Below are 25009 nucleotides of genomic sequence, written 5' to 3'. Positions count from 1 at the left end.
CAGCACTGGTGTGTTAAATCTAAAATTTTCAATATTTTCAAACTCAAGCACACGAGTGCCCACACAGATTGTCTGATTTAGTTTTTAAAGAACAAAAAAAATGGTCGGCGAGATAGGATTTGAACCTACGACCCACTGGTCCCAAACCAGTTGCGCTACCAAGCTGCGCTACTCGCCGACAGATAATTGGGGTGGCTAATGGGACTTGAACCCACGACAACCGGAATCACAATCCGGGGCTCTACCAACTGAGCTATAGCCACCACTGATTTTGCATTGACTCTGGCGCGCTCGACAAGATTCGAACTTGCGACCTTTGGCTCCGGAGGCCAACGCTCTATCCAACTGAGCTACGAACGCGTATTGCGTCGTTGCGGGGCGTATATTAAGGATTTCTCTCTGGCTTGTCTAGCGTTTTTTTTAATTTTTTTCACTTTTTTGTTTTTTCGTTGTAATTTTATCCAAAACGCCTATTTTTATGCCTTTATTCGCTTAAAATCACAACATTCTTTTTTATGCGTCTTAAGTTATTCTTGTAAAGTGCGGTCTAAAAATAAAAAATTCTATTTTTTTCTATGTAACAGACCATACACCACGCTCAGTAAATCTCGTGGCAATAAACGAATTACACTCCGCAAAAACCATGTCCAGAAAATATTGCCACAATGATCAAAATGATATTGTCGCTTTAGTTTTGCTAATTGCCATTCGCTTTTCATATAAGTCCAGCCTTTACGCCTTGCGATCATACCCTTGCCCACTCGCATATAAAGCAATACATCAGGTAAGTTCGCTACTCGATAGCCTTGTGCAATCAAACGTATCCATAAATTATAATCTTCCAAAAAAAGATGATGTTGGTAACCGCCCAAGGCTTGTAACATACTTTTGCGATAAGCCACTGTAGGATGATTAAAAGGGCTACGTTTTTTAGCAAAAATCGCGATCTCTTTTTCGGTTGTCGGCACATAACGCTTTCCTGTTATATGCTCTATATCCTGTTCAAACTCGGCTAATTGTGTGCCTACAATATCCACTTGATGAGCTTGAATAAATGCCATTTGCTGAGCAAAACGTTGTGGGTGGCAAATATCGTCAGTGTCCATACGCAAGATCCATTCGTGTTGGCAATGTTTGATCCCTTCATTCAAGGCTTTCCCCAAGCCGACATTTTCACTTAAAGGCACAAGTTTTAGTGGTAATTGACTTTGATATTGGCTAATAACCTGTTGTAGGCTCGCATTAATGCTACCGTCAAGCACTAAAACCACTTCATCGGCAGCTAAGGTTTGTGATAATAAGCTGTCAAAGCATTGTGCCAAAAACTCAGGCTTTTCTTTATCATATAAAGACATTAAAACCGAAAATTTCATTAGATAAACCTTTTTAAATTCACTGCTAATTTAGGCGATAACAAAATAATCATAGCAATGACCAACATTTTTGGCTTAAAGCCTTGTGCAAATGCCATACGATAATAATATTTTGCTGCTCGTCTTGATAAGCTCATCAAATAAGGATATGCCAAAATGGCTAAACGATTTTGGGAAAATTGCTGTTGTTGCTGTTTATTTTGCACATAATGTTGTTCAATATAATTCAATGCCTGTTGGGTATTGGCGATATTTTTTGACACACTCATTACTTGTGTTTGAAAACGGCAAAGGGTCAAGGCTTCAGCCACAAAGTGCGGTCTAAAATCCTTGTGTTTTACTGCTTTAAGCACAAACTCGTAATCTTCCAAGGCATTCAACGCAGGGGTTAAACCGCCCAAAGCCACAAAAAAGGCTTTTTTGACCGCCAACATCGGCATTCCGCCAATTTTGTTGGCGCTTAATAAATTGGCTAAGGTTAATTGCTGAATATCTTGATAAGGCTTGGTTTGATAACAAAATCCCTCATTAATCATTTGGCATATTGCAGGATGATAAATAAAATTAATATGCGGTTGTTGAGTAATATGTTGGGTTAATAAGGCACATTTTTCCGCCACAAAACGATCATCATCATCTAAAAATAATAACCAATTATTGACCGCACTTTTCGCCCCAATATTACGGCTTTGTGCGGGGCCTTGGTTATGTTGATTGCGTATAAGGCTAACCTTAAAAGGATAAGATTGTTCAATACGGATCGGTTGGCGAGAACAATCATCAACCACAATCACTTCAAAATTTTGTAGGGTTTGTTCACACAAACTTTGCAATAAACATAAAAGCTCGCTTTGCCGATTATAAGAAGGCACGATAATACTAAACATCATTATTTCCTAAATTTAAATAAATAACCTTGTTGACCTGCTGTACCAAATAGCGATAAAAACATAAGTAAAACAAGCATTAAGCCCGGGAAAGCATAGCTATCCGCTTTAATATTAAACAACGAAATTAAGCCTAAGGTTGAAAGGAAAAATAGCCATTTTGATAGCCCTGTAAACCAATTTTGTGCTACTCGCCAAATAAAATAGCTGGTAAATACTAAACAAAGTAGCACATAAGCCACACCACCATAGAATAATTGGCGAATAAAGCCTGAATCCGAACCAGCATAATAACGCCCATCTTGATTTAAATAATAGCCGTCGCCCATCACAAAATGCCTAAATTCTGGTACAAACAAATGTTTTTCTACCAAAGTAGTGGTTGAGGAACTCACTTCTTGTCCTTGGTGTAATAAATTTATTATGGGTTCTAAAGCGTGAGCAATATAGCGTTGTTCGGGGAAATAATAGGCTAAACCTAAAATAAGCAACACAAATACCACTAAACTCGGCAAATAACGCCATTGAAAATACAACAATAAACTTCCCCAAGCACAGAGCAAAAATGTACGCCCTGACAATGTACCAATAATCAACAACGGCAATAGCCACCACACTGAACGAGAGGAATATGCCTTGTGATATGCCAAAAGAAAATGCAAAAGCAAACAATAAAAAATACTGAGCTGAAAAAAGGCAGAAGAGGTTAAGGCATATAGGCGATATTGTTGCTCTGAACCATAAAAACGCGGTAAGGGAATATGTACTGAAAATAAAAATTCAATAATAAACTCAACCCCCAATAACGCCAACATCGCCAAAACACATTGAATTGCAATGCCAATTTTGAGATCCCTAATGATTTTTTCTTTTTGTTGCACATATAACCATTGGTAAATTGCCCAAGCAAAAATAAATAAAATCAAGGTTTTACTATACATTTTTAGCACAGAAAAATCTTGGCTTTGATGAATAACTAAAGGAATGACACTTAAGCCAATGAGCAAGCCAATCGCCCATAGGCTATCTTTGGGCATGGCAAGCCCTTGGGGATATTGTCCACGATAAACTTTATATCCCACCGCCACACAAGCCACAATGCCCACCACAAACGCCATTCGCCAAATATGGTTTAACCAAGGATCATAAAGATAAAACAAAGAAACTAACGCCGACATTTAACTCCTCCAATTTCGCCATAACGCCATCACTTTTTTAAGGGGATATTTAGCTAATTTTAGCAATAAATGATGATCTAAGGCTTGACGCTCTGGGGCGAGATTACTGGCTAACTGCGGATTTTCAATACAAAGCAATGGACGCACTAACATAACGTCAATATGCCCTTGTTGAGCAAAAAAAGGATAATCGTCCGCTAACCAATAAGGCGGTTGCTGTTCGCAAAGTTGTAGAATACGCTGACAAGCGGATTTTTTGATTAAATAAGCCACTGTGCCAGCAAAATAATTTTTATAAGGATAACTATAAGCATAATGGCTGTTCATAATGGGCTTACGCCAACATTGCAAGGTTGTCGGATAATTGATTTCAAGCTCTTTATCATTAAAGCTGGCAATTTTAGATTGCCCCAATAAAAGAATATCCGTATCAATCTGTTGTTGCTCAATTTGGTTAAGATGTTGAGCAAAATTATCAGCCCATAAGGCATCATCTTCACAAATTAACACAAATTCTTGCTCGTTAATTTGTTGGTCTTGGCAAATTTTTTGATACACCGCCAAATGGCTTAAAGTGCAACCAATCTCGCCTCGGCTCACCTCTCGCTGATAGCGTTGGCGAAATTTTTCTTGATCAAAGACTGAAGTAAGATCTTGCAATGACTGATCCAACATATTCACCGCACTAAAAATTTCCACATCTTGGCTATCTGCTTGTGCAAAAAATAATTGTCGCCGCTGGCTATCCTTAACTAAGGAAATTAAAAATTTTTTCATTTTTGACCGCTCTTTTTAAACATTATAGTCGTTTCAATTTAAAATGAGACAAGGCAACACGCCGAAGACAGTACAAATAGTACGGCGAGGCGTGCCAACGCTGTATCATTTTAAAGTGGGACGGCTATATGCTGATTTTTTCCATAATACGGGATATTTATAATAATAAATGATTGAAATAATTAACCTTACCACACTCGCCCCAAGCAACGCATAGGCAACGCCCAATAATTGGTAAGATTGGAAAAGATAAAACAAGCCACAAAATACCAAGATAGATAGCATTTGTCGCAATAACAAGGCAGGTTGCTTACCTAGGATCAACATATTTTGCGACAATAACCAACCTAATCCCGCAATAATGGCATTTAGCATAAACCATAATAATAAAGGGGCAACTTCAAGATAGCTTTCGCCAAAAAAGAATTTAATCACAGGTGCAGCCAATAATGGCACAACCACAATTACCCCTATCGTCAATACTAAGATAACCGCTAATACGGTTTTTAAACGATTGACTTGGTTAAGTAAGCCCGAATAATAATAATCCGCTAAGCTATTGATAAATCTCGTTATTAACGCATCAAAAGCAAGGCATACTGCATAAAGCCCCAGCACATAATGATTCATCAAAAGGGCAATCATAAATTTGTCTAAATTGACTACCGTTGCCCCAAATAATTGGAAAAGATTTTGTTTAACCCAAGTGGTAAGAAAAAATTTCGCTTGGATTTTATCAAGTTGCTGATGCTGTTGCTGAAATTTACGCGCAATATGAGCTAAATAATACAGGCAAAACAGGGCTTGTAACAAAGCAACGAAGGTCAATAACCCCAACACCACGTCCAATGCCTGTTGTCCCCAAATAACATAACAAAGCCCATAACATAACACCGAAAGAAAAGGCTGTTGCAAAACCAACAAGCGATACACCGCCATATTGGCGTCAATTTTACTTTTTTCCAATGTGATATTAAAAATCGCCGTTAGCCCAACATTGAGGATAAATAAAAAGGCAAAGGGCTGAAACTCGGTAAAAGATAAGCCAATATAACTCGCCAACAAGCCATAAAGCAAAAATGCAATAATGTAACCTTGCCAATATTGATATTGTCGCTGCCGCATACTGAGGGTTAAGGCAAAGCCCACGCCCCCTGTGCCTAAAGTGGCGAGATAAGTGGTGCTGGTAACAAAGAGTAATAAAGTTCCTCTGTCCTCAACGGATAATAACCGAGCCAGCAAAAAGGAACTTGCCATAATCAGCAAGCTACTTAATAAGGTGGTACTAATCAGTTGGATAAGAGGACGTTCAATCTTCATAACGCTGACAATACTCTATGCCTTTTGTCCATTGCTGATAATAAGCAATATTCTTACCATAAGAATTATCACAAATTTGATTAGGAATCCCCAATAAGCAAGAAAAAATATGCCCATGCAAACGGCTAGTTATCACTAAATCATATTGGCTAAAAATCCGTTGGCAACGTTGAATAATCCTTTGGCTATAAGCATACCAAAAATGATTAATCTGATTTTTTAGCCAAGCCCATTGCCATTTATTGGCTAACTTCGCCAATTTACTGCATAATTTTTCCAGCTGATGATCACGAGCTAACAAAATATCTTGCCAATCCTTAATATCAGCGTTGTTGCCTAAATGTTGTTGTAAACGCTCCTCTAGCTGGCTTGCCTCAATATCTTTACGCAAAAAATATAAAATTTTTCTATTTTGCACCGCACTTTCCGCTTGCTGAGGCTGAATTGGCAATAAGCCATAAAGTTGATGTGCCAAATCTGGGCAAAGTTGCACCTTGTGGGAAAAGGATTGCATCAGTTGATAAGTGTTAAAATCCCTTGCAAATAAATGACAATCCTGATGTTGCGCAAAAATAGCAGCGGACTGTTCCCTTGCGGTTTGATCGCTAAAATAGGCGGTTTGTGGCAACACAATAATACGATGCTCAGGAAAGGTTTTTACCAATAATTCTCGCATTTGTTGCAAAGCAGGATAAAGATCACCAAAGTTGCCACCGCCATGGCATAAAATGGTGGTGCTAGGTTTAATCTGCCGTTTAACTTCTTCAATATCAAAGGTTTGCCAACAACGTCTAAGACGAATATTAATCTGATAATCTTGGAAAAATTGTTCTGTGCCAGCATAAATTAATAAATCCCCCACATTGAGATGTAAGGGATAATCAAAATAAAAAACCTGCTGTTTATCTTCAATCAAATCAGCAATTTTGCTTAATTGCTGTTTTAATTCAATCAATACGTTATTCATAAATGTTCACATTTAGCCATAAGGTTAAATCGCGTATCATAGCGATTATTTATTAAACTCACAAGAAAATAGTACGGCAAAGTGTATCAACAGATTATTGTTTCAAAGTGTAACGGCGATATTTGCTTTTTGGGCAGAAAATGGAAATAATAAGCAAAAATTTTTGAGTGAATCATACAATGTTTGAGCTAACGAAACTGCTTAGTGCTATTATTCTACCGCCCTTTAGTCTTATCTTAATGGCAATATTTGCTCTCTTATTATACAAATTAAAATATCCCAAATGGGCTTGTGCCTTTGCCAGTACCGCATTGCTAATGTTTTATATATTAAGCCTACCCTATACAGCAGAAAAATTAAGCGATAGCCTTATTAGCGAAGAAATTCCAAGCCAACAAGATTATCAACAAGCCCAAGCCATTGTGGTTTTAGGTGGCGGATTAAGGGATAGCAAAGAATTATTTGCCAGTATTACCTTGCCAGCCCTGAGCTTAGAACGCCTGCGTTATGCTGCCTATTTACACCAAGTTACCCAGTTGCCCATTTTGGTTACTGGCTCTGCCCCTAATGGCAATTCTGAGGCAAAAGTGATGGCACAAGAATTACAAACCTTTTTCCATACCCCAGTAAAATGGCAAGAAAATAAGGCAATGAACACCAAACAAAATGCCTTATTTACCGCTCAGCTTTTATTACCTGAACATATCCATAAGATTATTTTAGTTACCCACGAATGGCATATTCAACGAGCAAAATGGCTATTTGAGAAACAGGGCTTTGAAGTATTACCTGCCCCAGTAGGACACGGCAAAATCCCCGCCAGCTATGGCTTATCCTATATGCACTTTATCCCTCAAGCCAGTGCCTTAAACACCAATACCCAATTATTAAAAGAATGGTTGGGGTATTGGAAAGAGAAATGGGGGAAGTAATTTCCCCCAAATGAGATATTGTAAGTATCACAGAATTAAAATGGAATATCATCCCAATCATAGCAATCATAAGTTATATCTTCTTTTAGATTACTAATATGTAAATCCATTACTTCGCTAACTGACTGAAGTGAAAGTTTAGAAGAGTTAAATATTGAATAAACCTCATTTTTATCTGAAAGCTTCCCCCAATTCCATTTATCTTTAAATTTTTCTATAAGCTCTATTGACCAAGGTAAGGCTTTATTCCTAGAAAGCCACCACCAATTCCATTTATCTTTAAATTTTTCTATAAGCTCTATTGACCAAGGTAAGGCTTCACTCCCAAGAAGCGGCTTCCAATCCCATTTATCTTCAAATGTTTCTATAAGCTCTATTGACCAAGGTAAGGCTTTATTCCCAGCAAGCCCCTGACAATCCCAATTCCATTTATCTTCAAATTTCTCAATGAATTCTATTGACCAAGGTAAGGCTTCATTACCAGAAAGCCTCTTCCAATCCCATTTATCTTGATATTTTTCAATAAACGCTATTGACCAAGGTAAGGCTTCATTACTAGAAAGCCACTCCCAATCCCATTTATCTTGATATTTTTCAAAAAACGCTATTGACCAAGGTAAAGCTTTATTCTCAGAAAGATTCCACCAATCCCATTTATCTTTAAATTTCTCAATTAATTCTATTGACCAAGGTAAGGCTTTATTCTCAGAAAGATTCCACCAATCCCATTTATCTTTAAATTTCTCAATTAATTCTATTGACCAAGGTAAGGATTTATTCCAAGAAAGTCTCTTCCAATCCCATTTATCCTCAAATTTTTCAAAAAACGCTATTGACCAAGGTAAGGCTTCTTTCCTAGAAAACTCATCCCAATCCCATTTATCTTTAAATTTCTCAATTAATTCTATTGACCAAGGTAAAGACTTATTCTTAGAAAGCATTCTATAATTCCATTTATCTTCAAATCTTTCAAAAAATTCTATTGACCAAGGTAAGGCTTTATTCCTAGAAAGCCCCCTAAAATCCCATTTATCTTTAAATTTCTCAATTAATTCTATTGACCAAGGTAAGGCTTTGTTCTCAGAAAGCCCCCTAAAATCCCATTTATCTTTAAATTTCTCAATTAATTCTATTGACCAAGGTAAGGCTTTATTCCAAGAAAGCCACCTCCAACCCCATTGTGCTTGATATTTCTCAATAAGCTCTTCTGTCCAAGGAATATTTTCTAAACAAGAAAGTAACTTAAAAGCCTCTTCTGCTTTTATCGCTTTTAAAATAGCCACCAATCGCCTTTCATTGGTTTCCTCAATAAGATTAAACACAGTGCTGATTTGTTTACTGGCTTTAACAATGGCGGTTTGCTTTGGGTTATATAATATAATATCCTTAGTCATTTTTACCTCTAACCTATCTATTTAGTCTGTTAATACAGAATAATCTTAATCCTCTGATGAACTATTAATCAAATTCTCTAAACGCTGTTGCCATTCAACGAATTGTTTTTCTAAACTTTGCCGATGTTGATTAAGATAACTTTCCCAATCACTTTCTAAATAACCAATGTTATTTAACAATACAACAACGGGTTCAGAATTTAACGCTCTTAACACTTTAAGAGTTTGTTCAATTTTATACCGCAATTCCGAAATGCTTGAACGCAAAATATCAATGGCTTTTAAGGTTGATGATTTGGTTTGGCTGAAATTACCTGATTTTAGCCGTTGATAAATGGTTTTCACTTGTTCAAGATCGTTGCTGTCATAAGCCTCTTTTAATTGAATAAAAATCTCATTTGCCTGTTGTTTTAATTGTTCTGGCACTTTATCAGGGTGGCAAAGATTACAACTTTTACGAAAGATTTGTTTAAGTTCTTTTTCCTGTTGCTCATTGAGATGATTAACCTTTGTTTGTTTTATTTCCTCATAGTCTGAGGTATATTCCTGATAGGTTTGTTCCGCTTGCTCCGCTTCTTGTTCCTTTTGTTCAATCTCTTCTTCTGTTTCTGCTGTTGGTTGGTTATCTTGTTGCTGGCGAGCTTTTTCTGCTTGAAGACGGAAAAATTGTTTTTTAATCGCTAGAATTTGCTCGGTAATATCCCCAAGAATTTCATATTGCTTACGATTAAATAACAAGATATTACGCTCTAAATCCGCTTGTTCATTGGTTAAAGATTCAAGACGAAGCTCAAGGATTTTAAGCTCAAATTGCAATTCGGCACTTTCATAATCTTCACTAACCACAATGGCAGAAAAGCGTTTTAAATATTCACTAATTTGTTCAATGGCTTGTTGATATTTACCTGTCCCAAGAGATTGCAATATGTTATTGAGTTTATAAGGCTCGGCAGCGGGTTTAAGTTTTTGAATTTGTGCAGTAACATCTTCAATTTCATCTAATAAAATAAGATTTTTGATCATTTCTAAACGGCGGCGTACCGCATCAGAAGAAATTTGAATACTATTAGCTGTACTATTAGTCGCTATCAATTTAGCAAAAATATCTAAATAATCGCTGACCACAACAGGGGCATCTTCAATTACTGTGATATTTTCTTCGTTAGATCTCGCTTGGTGTGTCCAATTATATGAACCTGTTATCACGATTTTTTGATCAATAATGCAAAATTTATGGTGCATTTTGCTATATTTTTGTGGCTCAATAAAATGCACATTCGCTTTGAGATTTTTCAAATAGTTAAAATTTAATCTACCTACACCTCGATTAATCTCATCATCAATAAGAACGAGATTAATGGCAATTCCTTGCGATGCTTTTTGGCATACGGCATTAAAAATCTCGTGATCCGTAAACCAAGCCACCGCAACATTGATTTCTTTTTCTGCAAGTTCAATATATTGTAGGATTACTTTATGAATATTTTCAAAATATGCTTTAACTTTCAAGCTAGAACCTCTATATCCTAAATTAAATGGTTATATCGAATAAAATAACGTTATTTTACAAAGTGGATAGAGATTGTACAAGGCTAGCCAATGGCAATTTGATAGGGAAATAATGGTTTTGTATTGATGTTATATTTAAAGTGCGGTCAGTTTTTCAATTATTTTCCAAAATATAGATATTTCCGATCTTTTCCCCTTTAAAAGTCCCTGCGTAAAACTTAGAACCATAGAGGTATTTCTGCTAATTCAGAGGACAGAAAATTGATAACAGAATATAATATTAATCTTCAATATCAATAAATTAGCGTTCCATTATTCTTTTTTTATCCCCTGAATAGCAAAGAAATAGATCTCAACAATGTACGAAATACATTTGTGAAATCGGAGAAAACACAGTGAAAAATAATCCTAAAACTCACCGCACTTTCCCCAAATAAGCCCAATCTAATTATCCCTTGATTTTCTCACCACCATCAAACTGAACAACAGCCCCAATAACAAACCAACCGCCGCTCCTATTGCAATATTTTTTATCATAGTTTGCTTTAAGCTAGAACCTTGCAAACTTGGCGATTGTAAATAGCGGTAGCTAACGAGCTTATCATCAAGGGGTTGTACCGATAGCATAATTTGCAATTTGCCTTTCCAGCTCTCTGCTAAATTATTATCTGCGGCTAATTTTACTTGCTGAAATAATACCTTCCATTTATGCACTAAATCGGCATAAAGTTCTTGTTTCGCCTGTTGGTTGGCTTTTTGCAGCATACCTTGCATTAATTCTATGGCTAAAATGGAATTATTAATGGGGCTGGTAAAAGTAAGTTGCATAGATTGCGATTGCGGACTAAGCCGAAAAGCCTGTGCAAATTGCTCAACCTGTTGGGTGAGTTCAATATCGTTATAATGTGCAAGATTTTGCACTAAGGTTTGTTCTTGCAAATAGCCTTTGAGCAACTCTGGCGAGCTTAGCTGTTTAATAAATTCTTGATAAACCATATCGCTCACTTGTTGATCGGTCATTTTGCTTTCGTCATTGACTAAGCGATAGGTGGTAAACAAGGAAAAATAATTGTTTAAGTCGCTCACACGAGGCGGTTCTAAGGTGGTTGTAAACACCTTATGCTGTGGCTGAATATAAGCCAAATAAGCCCCTACTGCACTTCCTATAAGTAACATAAATATCATACTCAATATTCTTAAATGCCAAACCTTTGGCTTAACTTGTGCTGTCATTGTTTTTCCTTTTTTAAATATTTTGATAATTTTTACGCCGTAATGCACGCCGTTTCAGACGACGTAACCAGCGAGTTACTCGCCAAGCATGCATAATACTGTATGAATAGAGGAAAAATAAACCTATAAAGAGAATAAACATAATCCATTCATTGATGTAATACACTTCCCCTAAAATGCCAAATCCTGCACAAAGTGCGGAAAATAAGGTTATTACTAAAAAGGCTTGTCGATGGGTTAAGCCTGCTCTTACCATTAAATGATGAATATGTAAGCGATCAGGGCGGAATGGGCTTTTGCCCTTGCGTAAACGGCGGAAAATAATGGCAACCATATCAATCAGCGGAATCGCGATAACCCATAATGCGGTAACCGGGTTCATCGGGTGTCCTTGCCCTTGAGTGCTGAGCAATAAAATCCAAATCATGGTAAAGCCAATTAAGGTGCTACCTGAGTCGCCCATAAAGACTTTTTTCGCTTGCCCAAACACATTGAGATTAAACAAGGCATAGGGCAAGATCGCTAAAATCAAGGCAAAACACCAAAATGCCAGATCTTGCTGATTATCTCTTAACATTAAAATCCCAATGGCGGCAAAGGATACGCTGGATAAACCGCTTAATAGTCCGTCAATGCCGTCAATCATATTAAAAGCATTAATCACTGCAATGGTAACAAATATGGTAATCACAATGCCAATAAAGCCAAGTTGTACTTGAAAAGGCCCAATAACCTGTCCAAGATTATTGAGATAAATATCGCCAAAATACACCATTATAATGGCAAGCAAGGCTTGAATGCTGGCTCGCAATAAGGGGCTAATATCAAAGCGATCATCTAACACACCAATGACCAATAACACTAGTACGCAAAATAAATAAAGGTAAGGTAAGCGTGTTTGATCCCAAGCCAAAAGATAAAAACATAAATTGCCCATAAACAATGCTAAGCCACCTATCAGTGGTATTGCCCCCTGATGACGCTTACGATAATTGGGTTTATCTACTAACCCCCATTTAATGGCGAGGGGTCTTACTAACATAATGGTTAAAAATGAACAGAGAAAGGTCAATAATAAATTCAACCACATAAATTCTGCCTTAAGCTCGCTAAAGATTGGCAAAGAATACCATTAAAAGCCTATAAAACTCTAATATTTTTATAAAATTTCCGCAAAATTTACCTGATTTTGCAGTACAATATTGGTTATTTGATTGAATCTAAATTAGGAAAATTTATGAACCATTCTGAACAATTATTTCAACGTGCTCAACAAGTTATTCCCGGCGGTGTTAACTCCCCTGTGCGTGCCTTTACTGGCGTAGGCGGTACGCCTGTTTTTATGCAAAAAGCCAAAGGGGCATATATTACCGATTCTGACGGCAATGATTATATTGATTATGTAGGATCTTGGGGACCAATGGTATTAGGGCATAATCACCCTGCCATTATTCAAGCGGTAAAAAGTGCGGTGGAAAATGGCTTAAGTTTTGGCGCCCCTACTGAATTAGAAATTCAATTAGCGGAATTAGTGTGTGAATTAATCCCATCAATGGAAATGGTAAGAATGGTTAGCTCAGGCACAGAAGCAACCATGTCCGCCATTCGTTTAGCTCGTGGCTATACCCAACGTGATAAAATCATTAAATTTGAAGGCTGTTACCATGGGCATGCCGATTCTCTGCTCGTAAAAGCAGGTTCTGGTGCATTGACCCTAGGGCAACCTAACTCACCTGGTGTCCCAGCGGATTTTGCTAAGCACACCCTCACTTGTAGCTATAATGATTTGGCTTCAGTAAAACAAGCCTTTGAGCAATACCCTGATGAAATCGCTTGCGTGATTGTGGAACCTGTAGCAGGTAATATGAATTGTGTGTTACCACAACCTGACTTTTTACCCGGCTTAAGACAGCTCTGCGATCAATATGGCGCAGTATTTATTATTGATGAAGTGATGACAGGCTTTCGGGTGGCATTAGGTGGGGCACAAGCCCATTACAAGGTTACCCCTGATTTAACCACATTAGGTAAAATCATCGGTGGCGGAATGCCAGTGGGAGCTTTCGGTGGTAAAAAAGAAATTATGTCGCATATTGCCCCATTAGGCGGTGTTTATCAAGCAGGTACATTATCAGGCAACCCCATTGCCATGTCGGCAGGCTTAGCTTGTTTAACAGAACTGAAAAAAGCAGGCAACCAAGAAAAACTCGCCCAACTCACTGAAAAACTCGCTATCGGATTAAAACAGCTTGCAGATAAACATCAAATTCCTTTTAGCGTAAATTATGTAGGGGGTATGTTTGGTCTTTTCTTTACCGATAAAGCCCAAATCACCAGTTATGCTGATGTAATGCGTTGCGACAGCGAACGCTTTAAACAATTTTTCCACGCCATGCTCGCACAAGGCATTTACCTTGCCCCTTCCGCCTTTGAGGCAGGTTTTATGTCCTTAGCTCATACGGAACAAGATATTGAAAAAACACTAGCGGCGGCGGATAAGGTGTTTGCGATATTATAGAATAATAGCTGTTATATAATCCCTCCCATACTGCGTGACACGCCTTACTGTGCTCTTTGTACCGTTTCGGCGTGTCGCCTTGTTTTATTTTGAAACGACTAACAAATCCAGAAACCCCTAATAGAATGATTAATTTATATCCAAAGGGGATTAAGGATGATAAAATGCCTTTGTATTTTATTAGAATAGAACTATAGTTTTTATGTCAAAAAGAATTCAGACTTTTGGTTATACGCTAAGCTAGGAGGAATAAAATGCTATCATTAAAAACAATATTAATTAGTGTTATTATCATGGTTCCTATTATTCTTTGGTATATTAAAAGTTTAGAAAAGACGGAAAAATTTTACATAGAAGCTATCAAAAATGCAAAAGACTTAGAAACAAAAAGAATATTTATGGACGCGCTTAGCAAAATAAGGCGTAATCTAAGAAAAATGAAGGGACAAAACTAACACTCAAACCGCTATAAAAGGCGGTTTTTTATTTGTGATCGTATGGTCGCTTCAAAATAAAGCGACCATAAAAAGCTGAAATACGATAGAGATAATAATGTTAATGACTAATTTGAAGTTATACTTACTATCCATTTAATTTTTACCACTCACAAAAAGTTTTATGAGGAATTAGTAAATACCTGTAAAAATAGTCATTTCAATTTAAAAATACCAACAAATCTCACCGCACTTTTTTATTCGCAAAGGAAAGATTCCAACTAGAACAACTCTTCCATTTGACTCTCTCCCTCTGTGGGCATCAGGCTTTCAATTTGATAACCACGTTCAGGCGTATATGTTTTTGTCGGCTCGGTGCCTGAAATAAAGTATTCAGTGATACCGCCATCAGTGGCAAGCAAACCAGAATGGGGATCAATACGACGTTCAACAATCTTGTTAGGGATTGGTAATTTACGCTCAGGAATATCCTTTAGAGCGGTTTTCATATAAGCAATCCAAGCTGGCATTGCGCTGGTGCCGCCAGATTCTCCTCGTCCCAACACCAATTTATTATCATCAAAGCCGATATATACTGCAGTGGCAAGATTTGCACCAAACCCCGCATACCAAGCCACTTTATTGTTATTGGTCGTACCTGTTTTCCCCCCAATATCACGCCGTTTAAAATCTTTTGCCATACGCGCGCTGGTACCACGCCAACTTTGTCCAGCTTCGCCAAAAACCGCTGAGGTTAATGCACTTCGCATTAAAAAGGCAAGTTCGCCACTGATAACTCTTGGGGCATAAATCACTTGATCATTTTCACTTTTCGCTTGTGCCATAAGGTTTAATACGTTGTCATCTAACACCTTATTATCCTGTGCCAATTCAGGCAAGTCCGGGACAGCTTGTTGTTGATCTTCAGCATATTCATCGGTGACTTGATGATCTTGGGCTAAGGCTTGGCTATTTTGCAATTCCACATTAAAGGCATCAAGTTTTTGCGTTTCGCCATAAATTACGGGGATATTGTCGCAGGTTGGACAAGCAATTTTTGGGTTAGCCACAAAAATGTCATTGCCGTTATTATCCACAATTTTATCAATTAAATAAGGATCAATTAAAAATCCGCCATTATCAAAGACAGCATAAGCTCGTGCCATTTCTAAAGGCGTAAAAGACGCCGCCCCTAAAGCGAGGGCTTCACTGGCATAATATTGATCCCGTTGAAAACCAAAACGTTGTAGATAATCTGCCACATAATCCACGCCAGCCATTTGAATGGCTCGTACCGCAATCATATTTTTTGATAAACCAAGTCCAACCCGCAAACGCAAAGGCCCATCAAAACGATTTGGAGAGTTTTTGGGGCTCCATACCGCTTGCCCGGGTTTATGAATAATAATCGGAGAATCAAGCAAAATTGTCGAAAGGGATAAGCCACGATCTAGAGCGGCTGCATACACAAAAGGTTTGATTGATGATCCCACTTGCACTAAAGACTGTGTTGCTCGGTTAAATTTACTCAATTCAAAACTAAAACCGCCCACAATCGCTTCAATCGCACCATTATCACTGTTAATTGAAACCAAGCCTGAGTTTGCTTCTGGAATTTGTGCGAGCAACCAATCGCCATTATCTGTTTGTCTAATCCAAATTTGTTCGCCTGTCTTAATAGGCATTGTTCGCCCTGTCCAACGCATAGCACTGGCTGGTAATGACATTTTATCGCCATTAGCTAATAATAATTCAGCCTGATTTTTATTCACTGCAAGCACAGCAGCAGGCACTAATGGATTGGCATTAGGTAAGCGTTTTAAAAAGCCAATAATGCGATCATTATCCCAAACGTCTTCCCCTTGTTTCCACAAAGGCGCCCCACCACGATAGCCATGACGCATATCATAATTAATCAGGTTATCTCGCAAGGCTTTTTGTGCGGCTGCCTGATCTTGCGATTGTACAGTGGTATAAACCTTATAACCTTTAGTATAAGCATTTTCTTCGCCATAACGTCTTACCATTTCTTGGCGTACCATTTCGGTAACATAATCGGCTCTAAAATCAAGTTGCGAGCCATGATAAGACGCCACAATCGGCTGTTTAATGGTGTCTTCATATTGTTGTTGGCTTATCATTTTTTGATCTAACATTCGTGCCAACACAATATTACGCCGTTCTTCCGCACGTTTTACTGAATATAAAGGGTTCATTGTTGAAGGGGCTTTTGGCAAGCCTGCAATCATCGCCATTTCAGATAAACTCAGCTGATCCAAATCTTTGCCGAAATAGGTTCTTGCCGCTGCCACCACGCCGTAAGAACGGTAACCTAAGTAAATTTTATTTAAATAAAGCTCTAAAATTTCATCTTTACTCAGGGTATTCTCAATTTCAATGGCTAAAATCGCTTCTTTGACTTTACGCATAAAAGTGCGTTCTGGGGTAAGGAAAAAATTACGTGCAAGTTGCTGAGTTATGGTACTTGCCCCTTGCGATGCCCCTCTATTTTCAAGCGCCACTTTTAACGCCCTTGCAATCCCAATCGGATCTAAGCCATGATGTTCATAAAAACGGCTATCTTCCGTAGCAAGTACAGCATCAATCAAGGGTTGAGGTATATCCGCCAATTTCACAGGAATACGCCGTTGCTCCCCTACTTCACCGATTAATTTATTATCCGCTGTAAATATTTGCATAGGTTGTTGCAATTCAACGGTTTTTAATGATTGCACATCAGGTAAATCTGATTTTACTTGTACATAAAGAATACCAACCGCCACACAACCCAAAATCATCAAGGTTAATAGGGTACTAAATATTAATTTTACGATCCTCATCGCGAAATTCTCTCTCAATTAGTGCATAAAGATAAAAATTGATTAACTATACCATTTAATCGCAATTTTATGAATGTTATCTGTATGGACAACAATCTAACGAAAATGATAAATCAAATTAAACAAAAATTTTGCCTGTTTCCACAATCTCCGCTTCCGCTTAATGTAGGGATATGGCAAGATCAAGCCCTTGAATTGCTATGGTTCGATCAACAACAAATCCCCCGCGTAGAAAGATTACCTCTTCATTCAATGTCATCAGCTCGGCAATATCTTAATAAACAAGCCAGAATGACCAAAATACAATGGGTTACCGCCATATTACCACAGCATACTTGGTCAAAGCGTTTGATTTTACCACATTTACTTAGCTCACAAGAATGTGAACAACAATGCCACTATACTTTACAAAAAGAATTTCCTTTAGCTTATGAACATATTTGGTTTGATTATCGTTACCAGCCAATACAAGCGGAACAAAATCCTCAAGCGAGCCAGCTTGATATTGTGGCAATTCATCAACAGTCCGCCCAACAACATATCCGACAATTTTTACCAATAAAAATCAATGTATTAGATCATCTAGCTTATGTCCTATTGCGTGCTTTTTATTACCTTTGCCCTGAATTACAACATAACAATGAAGTATTATGGTTATACCAAGATCATCAAACCACCATTGCAATCCAAGATAAACCACAGCAATGCCAACTATTGCAAAAAACATCTGAAAATTTGACCGCACTTATTGATCAATACCAACAATATTATGCCCCCAATATCAAGCATTATGTGTTGTACCGTACTGCCAATCTTTCAAGCCCATTAAGCAAGCAATATGATTGGCAATTACTTGATAATCACTTACCGCTTATTCCGCTAGGCTGTGCTTTATGGGGAAATGGTTCCGCAATGAGCACCAAAAAAGGAAATTACCAAAATGTCAATGAAACAAGAAGTTAATCTACTCCCTTGGCGACTTTATGCGCATCGCCAAAAATGTCATCAAATGCTATTCACTTTGCTCGCCATAATGCTTGCTACGGGGATATATCATCAAATCATTAGCACTAAACATAAACAAAACCAGCTTCAGTATCATCAATTACAACGCCAACAACAGCATATTGAACAACAGCTGGCAAAAAGTCAGCAACAGTTACATCAACTTCGGCAACAAGCCAATCCTCAATCATTTAGCGTCATTCCTGTTCAGCAACTTGAACAAATCCTCTCAACCATTCAGCAATTTCCCTTAAGCCAAGGCGAATTGACACGACTTTTATTAGAACATAATGCCCAACAACTGACCTTGATCTTGCAAGGACACACATCTCATCAAGAATTTAATGCCATTGAACAACAATTACATCAACAATTATGGCTACAACATCTGGAATTAACGGATTTTATTACGCACCCCGATCAATCGGTGCAATTTGAACTCTCGCTACAAATAACTCACGAGGAAACGAATGGGAATTAATCTGCGCCATTATTTTGATCAACCCCAAAATCCTTTTGGCAAATGGCTCGCCTTACCATTATGGCAACGCTATCTTCCCTTACTCATTATGTTATTACCCATTATCTATTTGATAACAAAGCCATTTTTGCAATATCAGCATACCTTAATCACACAACAAAACCAGGTAGAACAATTACAACAACAATTTATTTATCAGCAAAAACTGTTACATCACTTACGCCAGCAACAAACGCCCACTATGGGACTAGAAAAAGGTAAAGATCTCAGCTTAGCGAATCAAAAAATTCAACAGCTTAGTCAACAATATCAACTACATATTCAACATCAACGCTGGCTATTCGCTCCCCAAGCCAGCTTACAATTACAACTAACAGGGCATTACTCACAATTAGCCCCCTTTTTGTTTCACTTATTGCAAGATCATGCCATACAACTTATTAGCCTAGAAATTCAACAACAAAGCGAAAAAAGTCCACAAAGTTCAATTATCAGTGAAATCCAATTACGCCTACAAAGGAAATAATATGTTTAAAGCACGCTTTTTACTTCTCATTCTGCCATTAAGCCTATTCGCTCAGGCTTTCTCCGATCCCTTTAATAACACAGGATCAGCCACGCCGCCCCCTCATAATTTGGCACATCTAAATTGTCATAAACAACAAAGGATTATTGCCGAGCATATCCCATTTGTAGATATACGCTTTGTGGGAATGATACAACGTGGAGAAAATAGGCTTATATTATTTAGTGAACCTACACAACAGGTATTTCAAGCCAAACAAGGGGATTTTATTAGTCAACAACGGCTACAAATTCAACAAATTTCAGCTCAACACATTCAGTTATTTGATTGGCAACAAAGCCTAAGCTGTGAACAACCTAAAACACTTTTCATTCATTTTTAGGGGGTAAAAATGCCAGTATGGATTTTCGTTAATCTCAAACCCATAATACAAAAAAGCATCATAAAGTGCGGTCTATTTTTCAGTATTTTTTTGCTGTCCTCTATCGGGCTGGCACAAAATACAAACCATTCCTCGTCTCTCGGTCAACAACCTTTTTCAATTCAACTCAAACAAGCGCCCTTAGTGGCAACATTACAACGCCTTGCCTATGATTACCAAACTAATTTAGTGATTGACGATGAATTAACAGGCACAATTTCCCTACAATTACAACAAACCCATTTCCCTGAATTATTAACGGCTATTGCACAAATTAAAAACCTTTCCTTATGGCAAGAAAATCAGGTTTATTATCTCTCTCGCCAAATAAATTACACACCCTTACCCCAAGATCCTATTATTGCACCAGATTTGATAACGTCCTCTTCTTCGCAACAACAGACCGAAGCCATTAAATTACATTTCGCCAAAGCCTCAGAGGTGGTAAAGTCCCTTACGCCTCAAATTGGCTCCTTGCTTTCACCACAAGGAAGTTTATCCTTTGATCCCCGTAGCAACCTTATCTTATTGCAAGATGAAAAAGCCACCATCAAAAATATCAAAAAGCTGATCCAAGCTATGGACAAGCCCATTGAACAAATCGCCATTGAAGCAAGGATTGTTACCATCAGCGATGAAAGCCTTAAAGAACTCGGTGTACGCTGGGGAATATTTAATCCAACAGAACAAGCTCATCGTTTTACAGGACAATTAGAAGCCAATAATTTTAGCCAATTAACCGATCAATTAAATGTCAATTTCGCCACCCTCAATCCTTCCGCCTCAATGGCATTACAATTAGCAAAAATTAACGGTCGATTATTAGATTTAGAATTAACCGCACTTGAACGAGAAAACAATGTGGAAATTATTGCTAGCCCCCGTTTAATTACCACCAATAAACAAATGGCAAATATCAAGCAAGGGACAGAAATTCCCTATGTAATTTTTGATCACAAAAACAATCATCATTCCATTGAATTTAAAGAAGCCGTATTGGGGCTTGAAGTTACCCCACAAATCAGCCGAGATAATCATATCTTGCTGGATTTAGTGGTTACACAAAACTCAGCAGGTAATCCCATTGTGGCAGGAACAGGTAACGCAGTGAGCATTGATAAACAAGAAATTCGTACTCAAGTCTTTGCCCAAGATGGCGAAACCATCGTATTAGGGGGGATTTTTCATAATAGTATTGCCAAACAAGTGGATAAAGTGCCATTACTCGGTGATCTCCCCTTAATCAAACGCTTATTTTCCAAGGAAATGGAACGGCAACAACGGCGAGAATTAGTGATTTTTGTTACACCCCATATTTTAACCACCGCCCAATAAATCGCATTTTTTGTTGCGCAAAATAAAAAGCGAAAAAAGCCACTATGCGAGGTTGAAAAATAGGGGCATTTATTGAGATAATACGCCCCATCTCAAAATTTGTTAAAATTCGAGGTTTGGCTGATCTTAAATAATATTGCCATAAATTAGCGATATAATGATTTAAGATTAATGAATAATTAGATATTGAATAAAAAGAACATCACAATGGCTGAAAAACGTAATATTTTTCTTATTGGTCCTATGGGTGCAGGTAAAAGCACCATTGGACGTCAACTTGCCCAGCAATTAAATATGGAATTTATCGACTCTGATCAAGAAATTGAGCAACGTGCTGGTGCTGATATTAGCTGGATTTTTGACCTTGAAGGTGAAGAAGGTTTCCGTAAACGTGAAGAACGTGTCATTAATGAACTTACCCAAAAACAAGGCTTAGTGCTTTCTACGGGCGGTGGTGCAGTATTATCAAAGGATACCCGCAACCATCTCTCAGCACGCGGCATTGTTATCTATTTACAAACAACCGTTGAAAAACAATTTCAACGTACTCAGCGTGATAAAAAACGCCCTTTACTGCAAGATGTTGAAGATCCGCGTGCCGTATTGGAAGAATTAGCCAAAATTCGCAATCCATTATACGAAGAAATCGCCGATTTTACCCTGCCAACCGATGAACAAAGTGCAAAAGTAATGGCAAATCAAATCGTGGATTTAATCGAAAATTTCCACCCTTAAGCCATTAATCTCCAATAACAAAAGGAAACTCTTATGTTGTGCGTGAATGTTGAATTAAAAGATCGTGGATACCCTATTCATATTGGGGAAAACTTGTTGTCTGATACACAAGTTTATCCATTAAAAGCAGGGCAAAAAGTCATGATTGTTAGTAATCCGACTGTCGCCGCATATTATCTTGCCAGCGTTACCGCAACATTAGAGAAAATAGGTTGTCACGTTGATCATGTCTTAATCCCTGATGGCGAACAATATAAAAATCTGGACTCGCTCAATATTATTTTTACTGCTTTATTAGCAGGTAATCATGGTAGAGATACCACCTTGATTGCCTTAGGAGGCGGTGTCATTGGCGATGTAGCTGGTTTTGCTGCTGCCAGTTATCAACGTGGCATTCCTTTTATTCAAATTCCTACCACCCTACTTGCACAAGTGGACTCTTCCGTTGGCGGAAAAACCGCTGTCAATCATAAACTCGGTAAAAATATGATTGGCGCGTTCTATCAACCCATTGCTGTAATTATTGATACCCTAACTCTCAATACTCTACCTAAACGGGAAGTGAATGCCGGTCTCGCCGAAGTCATTAAATATGGAGCGATTTTAGATATTGATTTTTTCCAATGGCTAGAACAGCATATTGATCAACTGGTTGCATTACAAAATAATGCCTTGCAACATTGTATTGCTCGTTGTTGCCAAATTAAGGCGGATGTTGTCGCACGTGATGAAACAGAACAAGGGGATCGAGCCTTATTAAATTTAGGACATACCTTTGGACACGCTATTGAAGCCCATTTAGGTTATGGTAACTGGTTACACGGCGAGGCAGTGGCAGCAGGAATGATGATGGCTGCTGTATTCTCCCAAAAATTAGGCGATATTTCATCACAAGATGTGGCTCGCCTTGAAACATTGCTTGCTCGAGCGAATTTGCCAACCCAATCGCCAGATGGTATGGAGGCACAAGACTACCTCCCTCTTATGATGCGTGACAAAAAAGTCCTCGCTGGCAAACTACGCCTTGTGTTACTTAAACAACTTGGTCAGGCTTATGTGGCAAAAGATGCTAATAAAGAATTAGTGCTAGAAACAATCCATTGTTGTAGCCCACAAAACTAAATTATCTTACCTTTCCTATGACCAAAGCTGTATCCCCACCTGCACTAAAATCACGTTCATTCCTCAAATGGGCAGGGGGGAAATATCGCCTTACCGAACAAATTAGCCAATTATTGCCCAAACGAAAAAGCTGTTTAATTGAACCCTTTGTCGGCGCAGGTTCAGTTTTTCTCAATAGCAATTTTAAACAATATATTTTGGCAGATGTTAATCCTGACTTAATTAACTTATTCAACATTGTGAAACAAGATGTTGAGCAATATATTACTGATTGCAAACCAATTTTTTTTCACCCTGAGGCAAATACCGCTAGCTATTATTATTTGAAACGGGACAAATTTAACCAAACACAGGATATTTACCAACGAGCCATTTTATTTTTATACCTTAACCGTTTTGGCTTTAATGGTTTATGCCGATATAACTCACAAAATAAATTTAATGTCCCTTTTGGTGCTTACAAAACTCATTATTTTCCAGAACGAGAGCTACGTTTTTTTGCCCAAAAAGCCCAAAGTGCGGTATTTATTTGCAAAGATTTTCGTGAAACTTTCCAACTTGCAGATAAAGATTCTGTCATTTATTGCGATCCACCTTATGCCCCACTGGAGCAAGCCAGCAATTTTACCCATTATTCAGAAAAAGAATTTACCCTACATAATCAACGCGAATTAGCAGATTTAGCCAAAAAAACCGTTATTCAACATAATATTCCTGTGATTATTTCCAATCACGATACGGCATTCACTCGAGAAATCTATCAAGGCGCAAAAATAAAAAAAATTAAAGTACAACGCTCCATCAGCCATACCGCCCAAAAACGTATAAAAGTCAATGAGCTTATTGCGGTGTTTAAATCGCCTGTGAATTTATCTTCGCAAAAATAAGACAAAAATAAACCGCTCTTGGCGGTTTATTATCGTTATTTCCCCTTTAAAATAGCAGAAAGCAATACAAATACAACGCTTTATCATTTAAAAACGAGATGACTATATTGCTCATTGATGCAAAATTACTCCTTAATTTGCTGTAACCCAAAATGCAAATAAGTTCTTGAGGTGGCAATACGTCCTCTTGGCGTACGTTGTAAAAATCCCTGTTGAATTAAGTAAGGTTCTAACACATCTTCAATGGTATCCCGTTCCTCGCCAATAGCTGCTGCCAGATTATCCAAGCCCACAGGGCCACCACTAAAACGCTCAATTAAGGTTAATAATAATTTGCGATCCATAAAATCAAAACCAGCCTCATCAACTTCAAGCATAGCTAAAGCAGACTGCGCCACTTGTTGAGAAATAACACTATTATTTTTAACATCAGCATAATCTCGCACACGTCTTAATAAACGATTCGCAATTCTTGGCGTACCTCGTGAACGGCGAGCCACTTCCTGCGAGGCATCAGAGGATATTTGCAAATTTAAACATTTTGCACTACGGCTTACAATCGAAGTTAAATCCTCAATGGAATAAAACTCAAGACGTTGAACAATACCAAAACGATCACGCAATGGTGAAGTTAATGAACCCGCTCTTGTGGTTGCCCCAATCAAGGTAAATGGTGGCAAATCTAATTTAATAGAACGTGCTGCTGGACCTTCGCCAATCATAATATCAAGCTGATAATCCTCCATCGCAGGATAAAGCACCTCCTCAATGGCTGGCGATAAGCGATGAATTTCATCAATAAATAACACATCATAAGGCTCAAGATTAGTCAGCATTGCCGCCAAATCCCCCGCCTTTTCCAAAACGGGGCCAGACGTCGTGCGAATATTCACGCTCATTTCATTTGCCACAATATTGGCTAATGTGGTTTTTCCCAATCCCGGCGGGCCAAAAATTAACAAATGATCTAAGGCATCTTGTCTTAACTTTGCCGCCTCAATAAAAATTTTCATTTGCTCACACACCTGCGGTTGCCCAACATAATCTTCTAATAGTTTGGGACGAATCGCACGATCAATATATTCTTCATCAAGTTTTGCCGAAGGACTAATAATTCTATCTGCTTCTATCATAA

Annotated in this window: 23 protein-coding genes and 3 tRNA genes; 11 read left to right on the top strand and 15 right to left on the bottom strand. The window is 38.0% G+C overall.

What is annotated here, in order from left to right; translation table 11 throughout:
* Nucleotides 1-101: 101 nt before the first annotated feature.
* From EV694_RS10480 to EV694_RS10440, 9 genes are all read right to left on the bottom strand, one after another.
* Nucleotides 102-178: transfer RNA gene (locus EV694_RS10480), tRNA-Pro, on the bottom strand.
* Nucleotides 179-187: 9 nt separating this feature from the next.
* Nucleotides 188-263, bottom strand: a tRNA-His gene (locus EV694_RS10475).
* Between the two features lie 20 nt (nucleotides 264-283).
* Nucleotides 284-360 (bottom strand) — tRNA-Arg (locus EV694_RS10470).
* 203 nt (nucleotides 361-563) lie between these two features.
* Complete coding sequence (locus EV694_RS10465) at nucleotides 564-1373, bottom strand: glycosyltransferase family 2 protein (RefSeq protein ID WP_132692277.1); 810 nt, start codon at nucleotides 1371-1373, stop codon at nucleotides 564-566.
* On the bottom strand, nucleotides 1373-2260 hold the full coding sequence (locus EV694_RS10460) for a glycosyltransferase family 2 protein (RefSeq protein WP_132692275.1): 888 nt from the start codon (nucleotides 2258-2260) through the stop codon (nucleotides 1373-1375). Before EV694_RS10460 ends, EV694_RS10465 begins: the two co-directional genes overlap by 1 nt.
* A gap of 2 nt (nucleotides 2261-2262) precedes the next feature.
* The gene (locus tag EV694_RS10455; protein WP_132692273.1) at nucleotides 2263-3438 is read right to left on the bottom strand and encodes a hypothetical protein; all 1176 of its coding nucleotides are present in this window, start codon (nucleotides 3436-3438) and stop codon (nucleotides 2263-2265) included.
* Nucleotides 3439-4215 carry a glycosyltransferase family 25 protein gene (locus tag EV694_RS10450; protein WP_132692271.1) on the bottom strand — a complete coding sequence of 259 codons (777 nt, stop codon included), beginning with the start codon at nucleotides 4213-4215 and terminating at the stop codon, nucleotides 3439-3441. It abuts the gene before it with no gap.
* A 105-nt stretch (nucleotides 4216-4320) separates the two neighbouring features.
* Nucleotides 4321-5535, bottom strand: coding sequence for a lipopolysaccharide biosynthesis protein (locus tag EV694_RS10445; RefSeq protein WP_132692269.1), 1215 nt, complete (start codon nucleotides 5533-5535; stop codon nucleotides 4321-4323).
* Nucleotides 5525-6502: a polysaccharide pyruvyl transferase family protein gene (locus EV694_RS10440; RefSeq protein WP_132692267.1), complete on the bottom strand. Its 978-nt coding sequence runs from the start codon at nucleotides 6500-6502 to the stop codon at nucleotides 5525-5527. Before EV694_RS10440 ends, EV694_RS10445 begins: the two co-directional genes overlap by 11 nt.
* Nucleotides 6503-6681: 179 nt before the next feature.
* Between EV694_RS10440 and EV694_RS10435 the strand changes: the two genes are divergently transcribed.
* Nucleotides 6682-7434, top strand: a complete 753-nt coding sequence (locus EV694_RS10435; protein ID WP_132692265.1) for a YdcF family protein — start codon at nucleotides 6682-6684, stop codon at nucleotides 7432-7434.
* A 35-nt stretch (nucleotides 7435-7469) separates the two neighbouring features.
* On the opposite strand, the gene EV694_RS10430 is transcribed toward EV694_RS10435, so the two are convergent.
* The 4 genes from EV694_RS10430 to wecA form a co-directional block, all read right to left on the bottom strand.
* Entirely contained in the window at nucleotides 7470-8717 is a 1248-nt protein-coding gene (locus EV694_RS10430; protein ID WP_132692262.1) for a hypothetical protein, read from the bottom strand.
* A gap of 156 nt (nucleotides 8718-8873) precedes the next feature.
* Nucleotides 8874-10337 (bottom strand): phospholipase D-like domain-containing protein, encoded by a 1464-nt coding sequence (locus EV694_RS10425; protein WP_132692260.1) that lies wholly within the window; start codon nucleotides 10335-10337, stop codon nucleotides 8874-8876.
* 444 nt (nucleotides 10338-10781) lie between these two features.
* Entirely contained in the window at nucleotides 10782-11570 is a 789-nt protein-coding gene (locus EV694_RS10420) for a hypothetical protein (RefSeq protein WP_132692258.1), read from the bottom strand.
* 13 nt (nucleotides 11571-11583) lie between these two features.
* The gene (gene wecA, locus EV694_RS10415) at nucleotides 11584-12660 is read right to left on the bottom strand and encodes a UDP-N-acetylglucosamine--undecaprenyl-phosphate N-acetylglucosaminephosphotransferase (protein ID WP_132692256.1); all 1077 of its coding nucleotides are present in this window, start codon (nucleotides 12658-12660) and stop codon (nucleotides 11584-11586) included.
* Nucleotides 12661-12807: 147 nt separating this feature from the next.
* Here wecA and hemL point away from each other — a divergent pair, with 147 nt between their 5' ends.
* Both hemL and EV694_RS10405 read left to right on the top strand, forming a co-directional pair.
* The gene (gene hemL / locus EV694_RS10410) at nucleotides 12808-14088 is read left to right on the top strand and encodes a glutamate-1-semialdehyde 2,1-aminomutase (protein WP_132692254.1); all 1281 of its coding nucleotides are present in this window, start codon (nucleotides 12808-12810) and stop codon (nucleotides 14086-14088) included.
* A 254-nt stretch (nucleotides 14089-14342) separates the two neighbouring features.
* Nucleotides 14343-14543 carry a hypothetical protein gene (locus tag EV694_RS10405; protein WP_132692252.1) on the top strand — a complete coding sequence of 67 codons (201 nt, stop codon included), beginning with the start codon at nucleotides 14343-14345 and terminating at the stop codon, nucleotides 14541-14543.
* Between the two features lie 260 nt (nucleotides 14544-14803).
* Here the strand turns inward: EV694_RS10405 and EV694_RS10400 are convergent, their stop codons facing one another.
* On the bottom strand, nucleotides 14804-17362 hold the full coding sequence (locus EV694_RS10400) for a penicillin-binding protein 1A (protein ID WP_132692250.1): 2559 nt from the start codon (nucleotides 17360-17362) through the stop codon (nucleotides 14804-14806).
* A gap of 84 nt (nucleotides 17363-17446) precedes the next feature.
* Between EV694_RS10400 and EV694_RS10395 the strand changes: the two genes are divergently transcribed.
* From EV694_RS10395 to EV694_RS10360, 8 genes are all read left to right on the top strand, one after another.
* Entirely contained in the window at nucleotides 17447-18325 is an 879-nt protein-coding gene (locus tag EV694_RS10395) for a pilus assembly protein PilM (RefSeq protein ID WP_165865520.1), read from the top strand.
* The gene (locus EV694_RS10390) at nucleotides 18303-18848 is read left to right on the top strand and encodes a hypothetical protein (protein WP_132692246.1); all 546 of its coding nucleotides are present in this window, start codon (nucleotides 18303-18305) and stop codon (nucleotides 18846-18848) included. Before EV694_RS10395 ends, EV694_RS10390 begins: the two co-directional genes overlap by 23 nt.
* Nucleotides 18838-19374, top strand: coding sequence for a hypothetical protein (locus EV694_RS10385; protein WP_132692244.1), 537 nt, complete (start codon nucleotides 18838-18840; stop codon nucleotides 19372-19374). The genes EV694_RS10390 and EV694_RS10385 overlap by 11 nt, the downstream gene beginning before the upstream one ends.
* Before the next feature lies 1 nt (nucleotide 19375).
* On the top strand, nucleotides 19376-19756 hold the full coding sequence (locus EV694_RS10380; protein WP_132692242.1) for a pilus assembly protein PilP: 381 nt from the start codon (nucleotides 19376-19378) through the stop codon (nucleotides 19754-19756).
* 9 nt (nucleotides 19757-19765) lie between these two features.
* Nucleotides 19766-21130, top strand: coding sequence for a type IV pilus secretin PilQ (gene pilQ, locus EV694_RS10375; protein ID WP_132692240.1), 1365 nt, complete (start codon nucleotides 19766-19768; stop codon nucleotides 21128-21130).
* 207 nt (nucleotides 21131-21337) lie between these two features.
* Nucleotides 21338-21865 (top strand): shikimate kinase AroK, encoded by a 528-nt coding sequence (gene aroK, locus EV694_RS10370; protein ID WP_132692238.1) that lies wholly within the window; start codon nucleotides 21338-21340, stop codon nucleotides 21863-21865.
* A gap of 33 nt (nucleotides 21866-21898) precedes the next feature.
* Nucleotides 21899-22987 carry a 3-dehydroquinate synthase gene (gene aroB / locus EV694_RS10365; RefSeq protein ID WP_132692236.1) on the top strand — a complete coding sequence of 363 codons (1089 nt, stop codon included), beginning with the start codon at nucleotides 21899-21901 and terminating at the stop codon, nucleotides 22985-22987.
* Nucleotides 22988-23004: 17 nt separating this feature from the next.
* Nucleotides 23005-23874 (top strand): Dam family site-specific DNA-(adenine-N6)-methyltransferase, encoded by an 870-nt coding sequence (locus EV694_RS10360; protein WP_132692234.1) that lies wholly within the window; start codon nucleotides 23005-23007, stop codon nucleotides 23872-23874.
* Nucleotides 23875-23999: 125 nt separating this feature from the next.
* Here the strand turns inward: EV694_RS10360 and ruvB are convergent, their stop codons facing one another.
* Complete coding sequence (gene ruvB / locus EV694_RS10355) at nucleotides 24000-25007, bottom strand: Holliday junction branch migration DNA helicase RuvB (protein WP_132692232.1); 1008 nt, start codon at nucleotides 25005-25007, stop codon at nucleotides 24000-24002.
* Nucleotides 25008-25009 lie beyond the last annotated feature (2 nt).

The organism is Volucribacter psittacicida (assembly GCF_004339025.1).
In the GTDB taxonomy this organism is placed as follows: domain Bacteria; phylum Pseudomonadota; class Gammaproteobacteria; order Enterobacterales; family Pasteurellaceae; genus Volucribacter; species Volucribacter psittacicida.
This window is presented reverse-complemented; position numbering and strand designations above follow the sequence as displayed.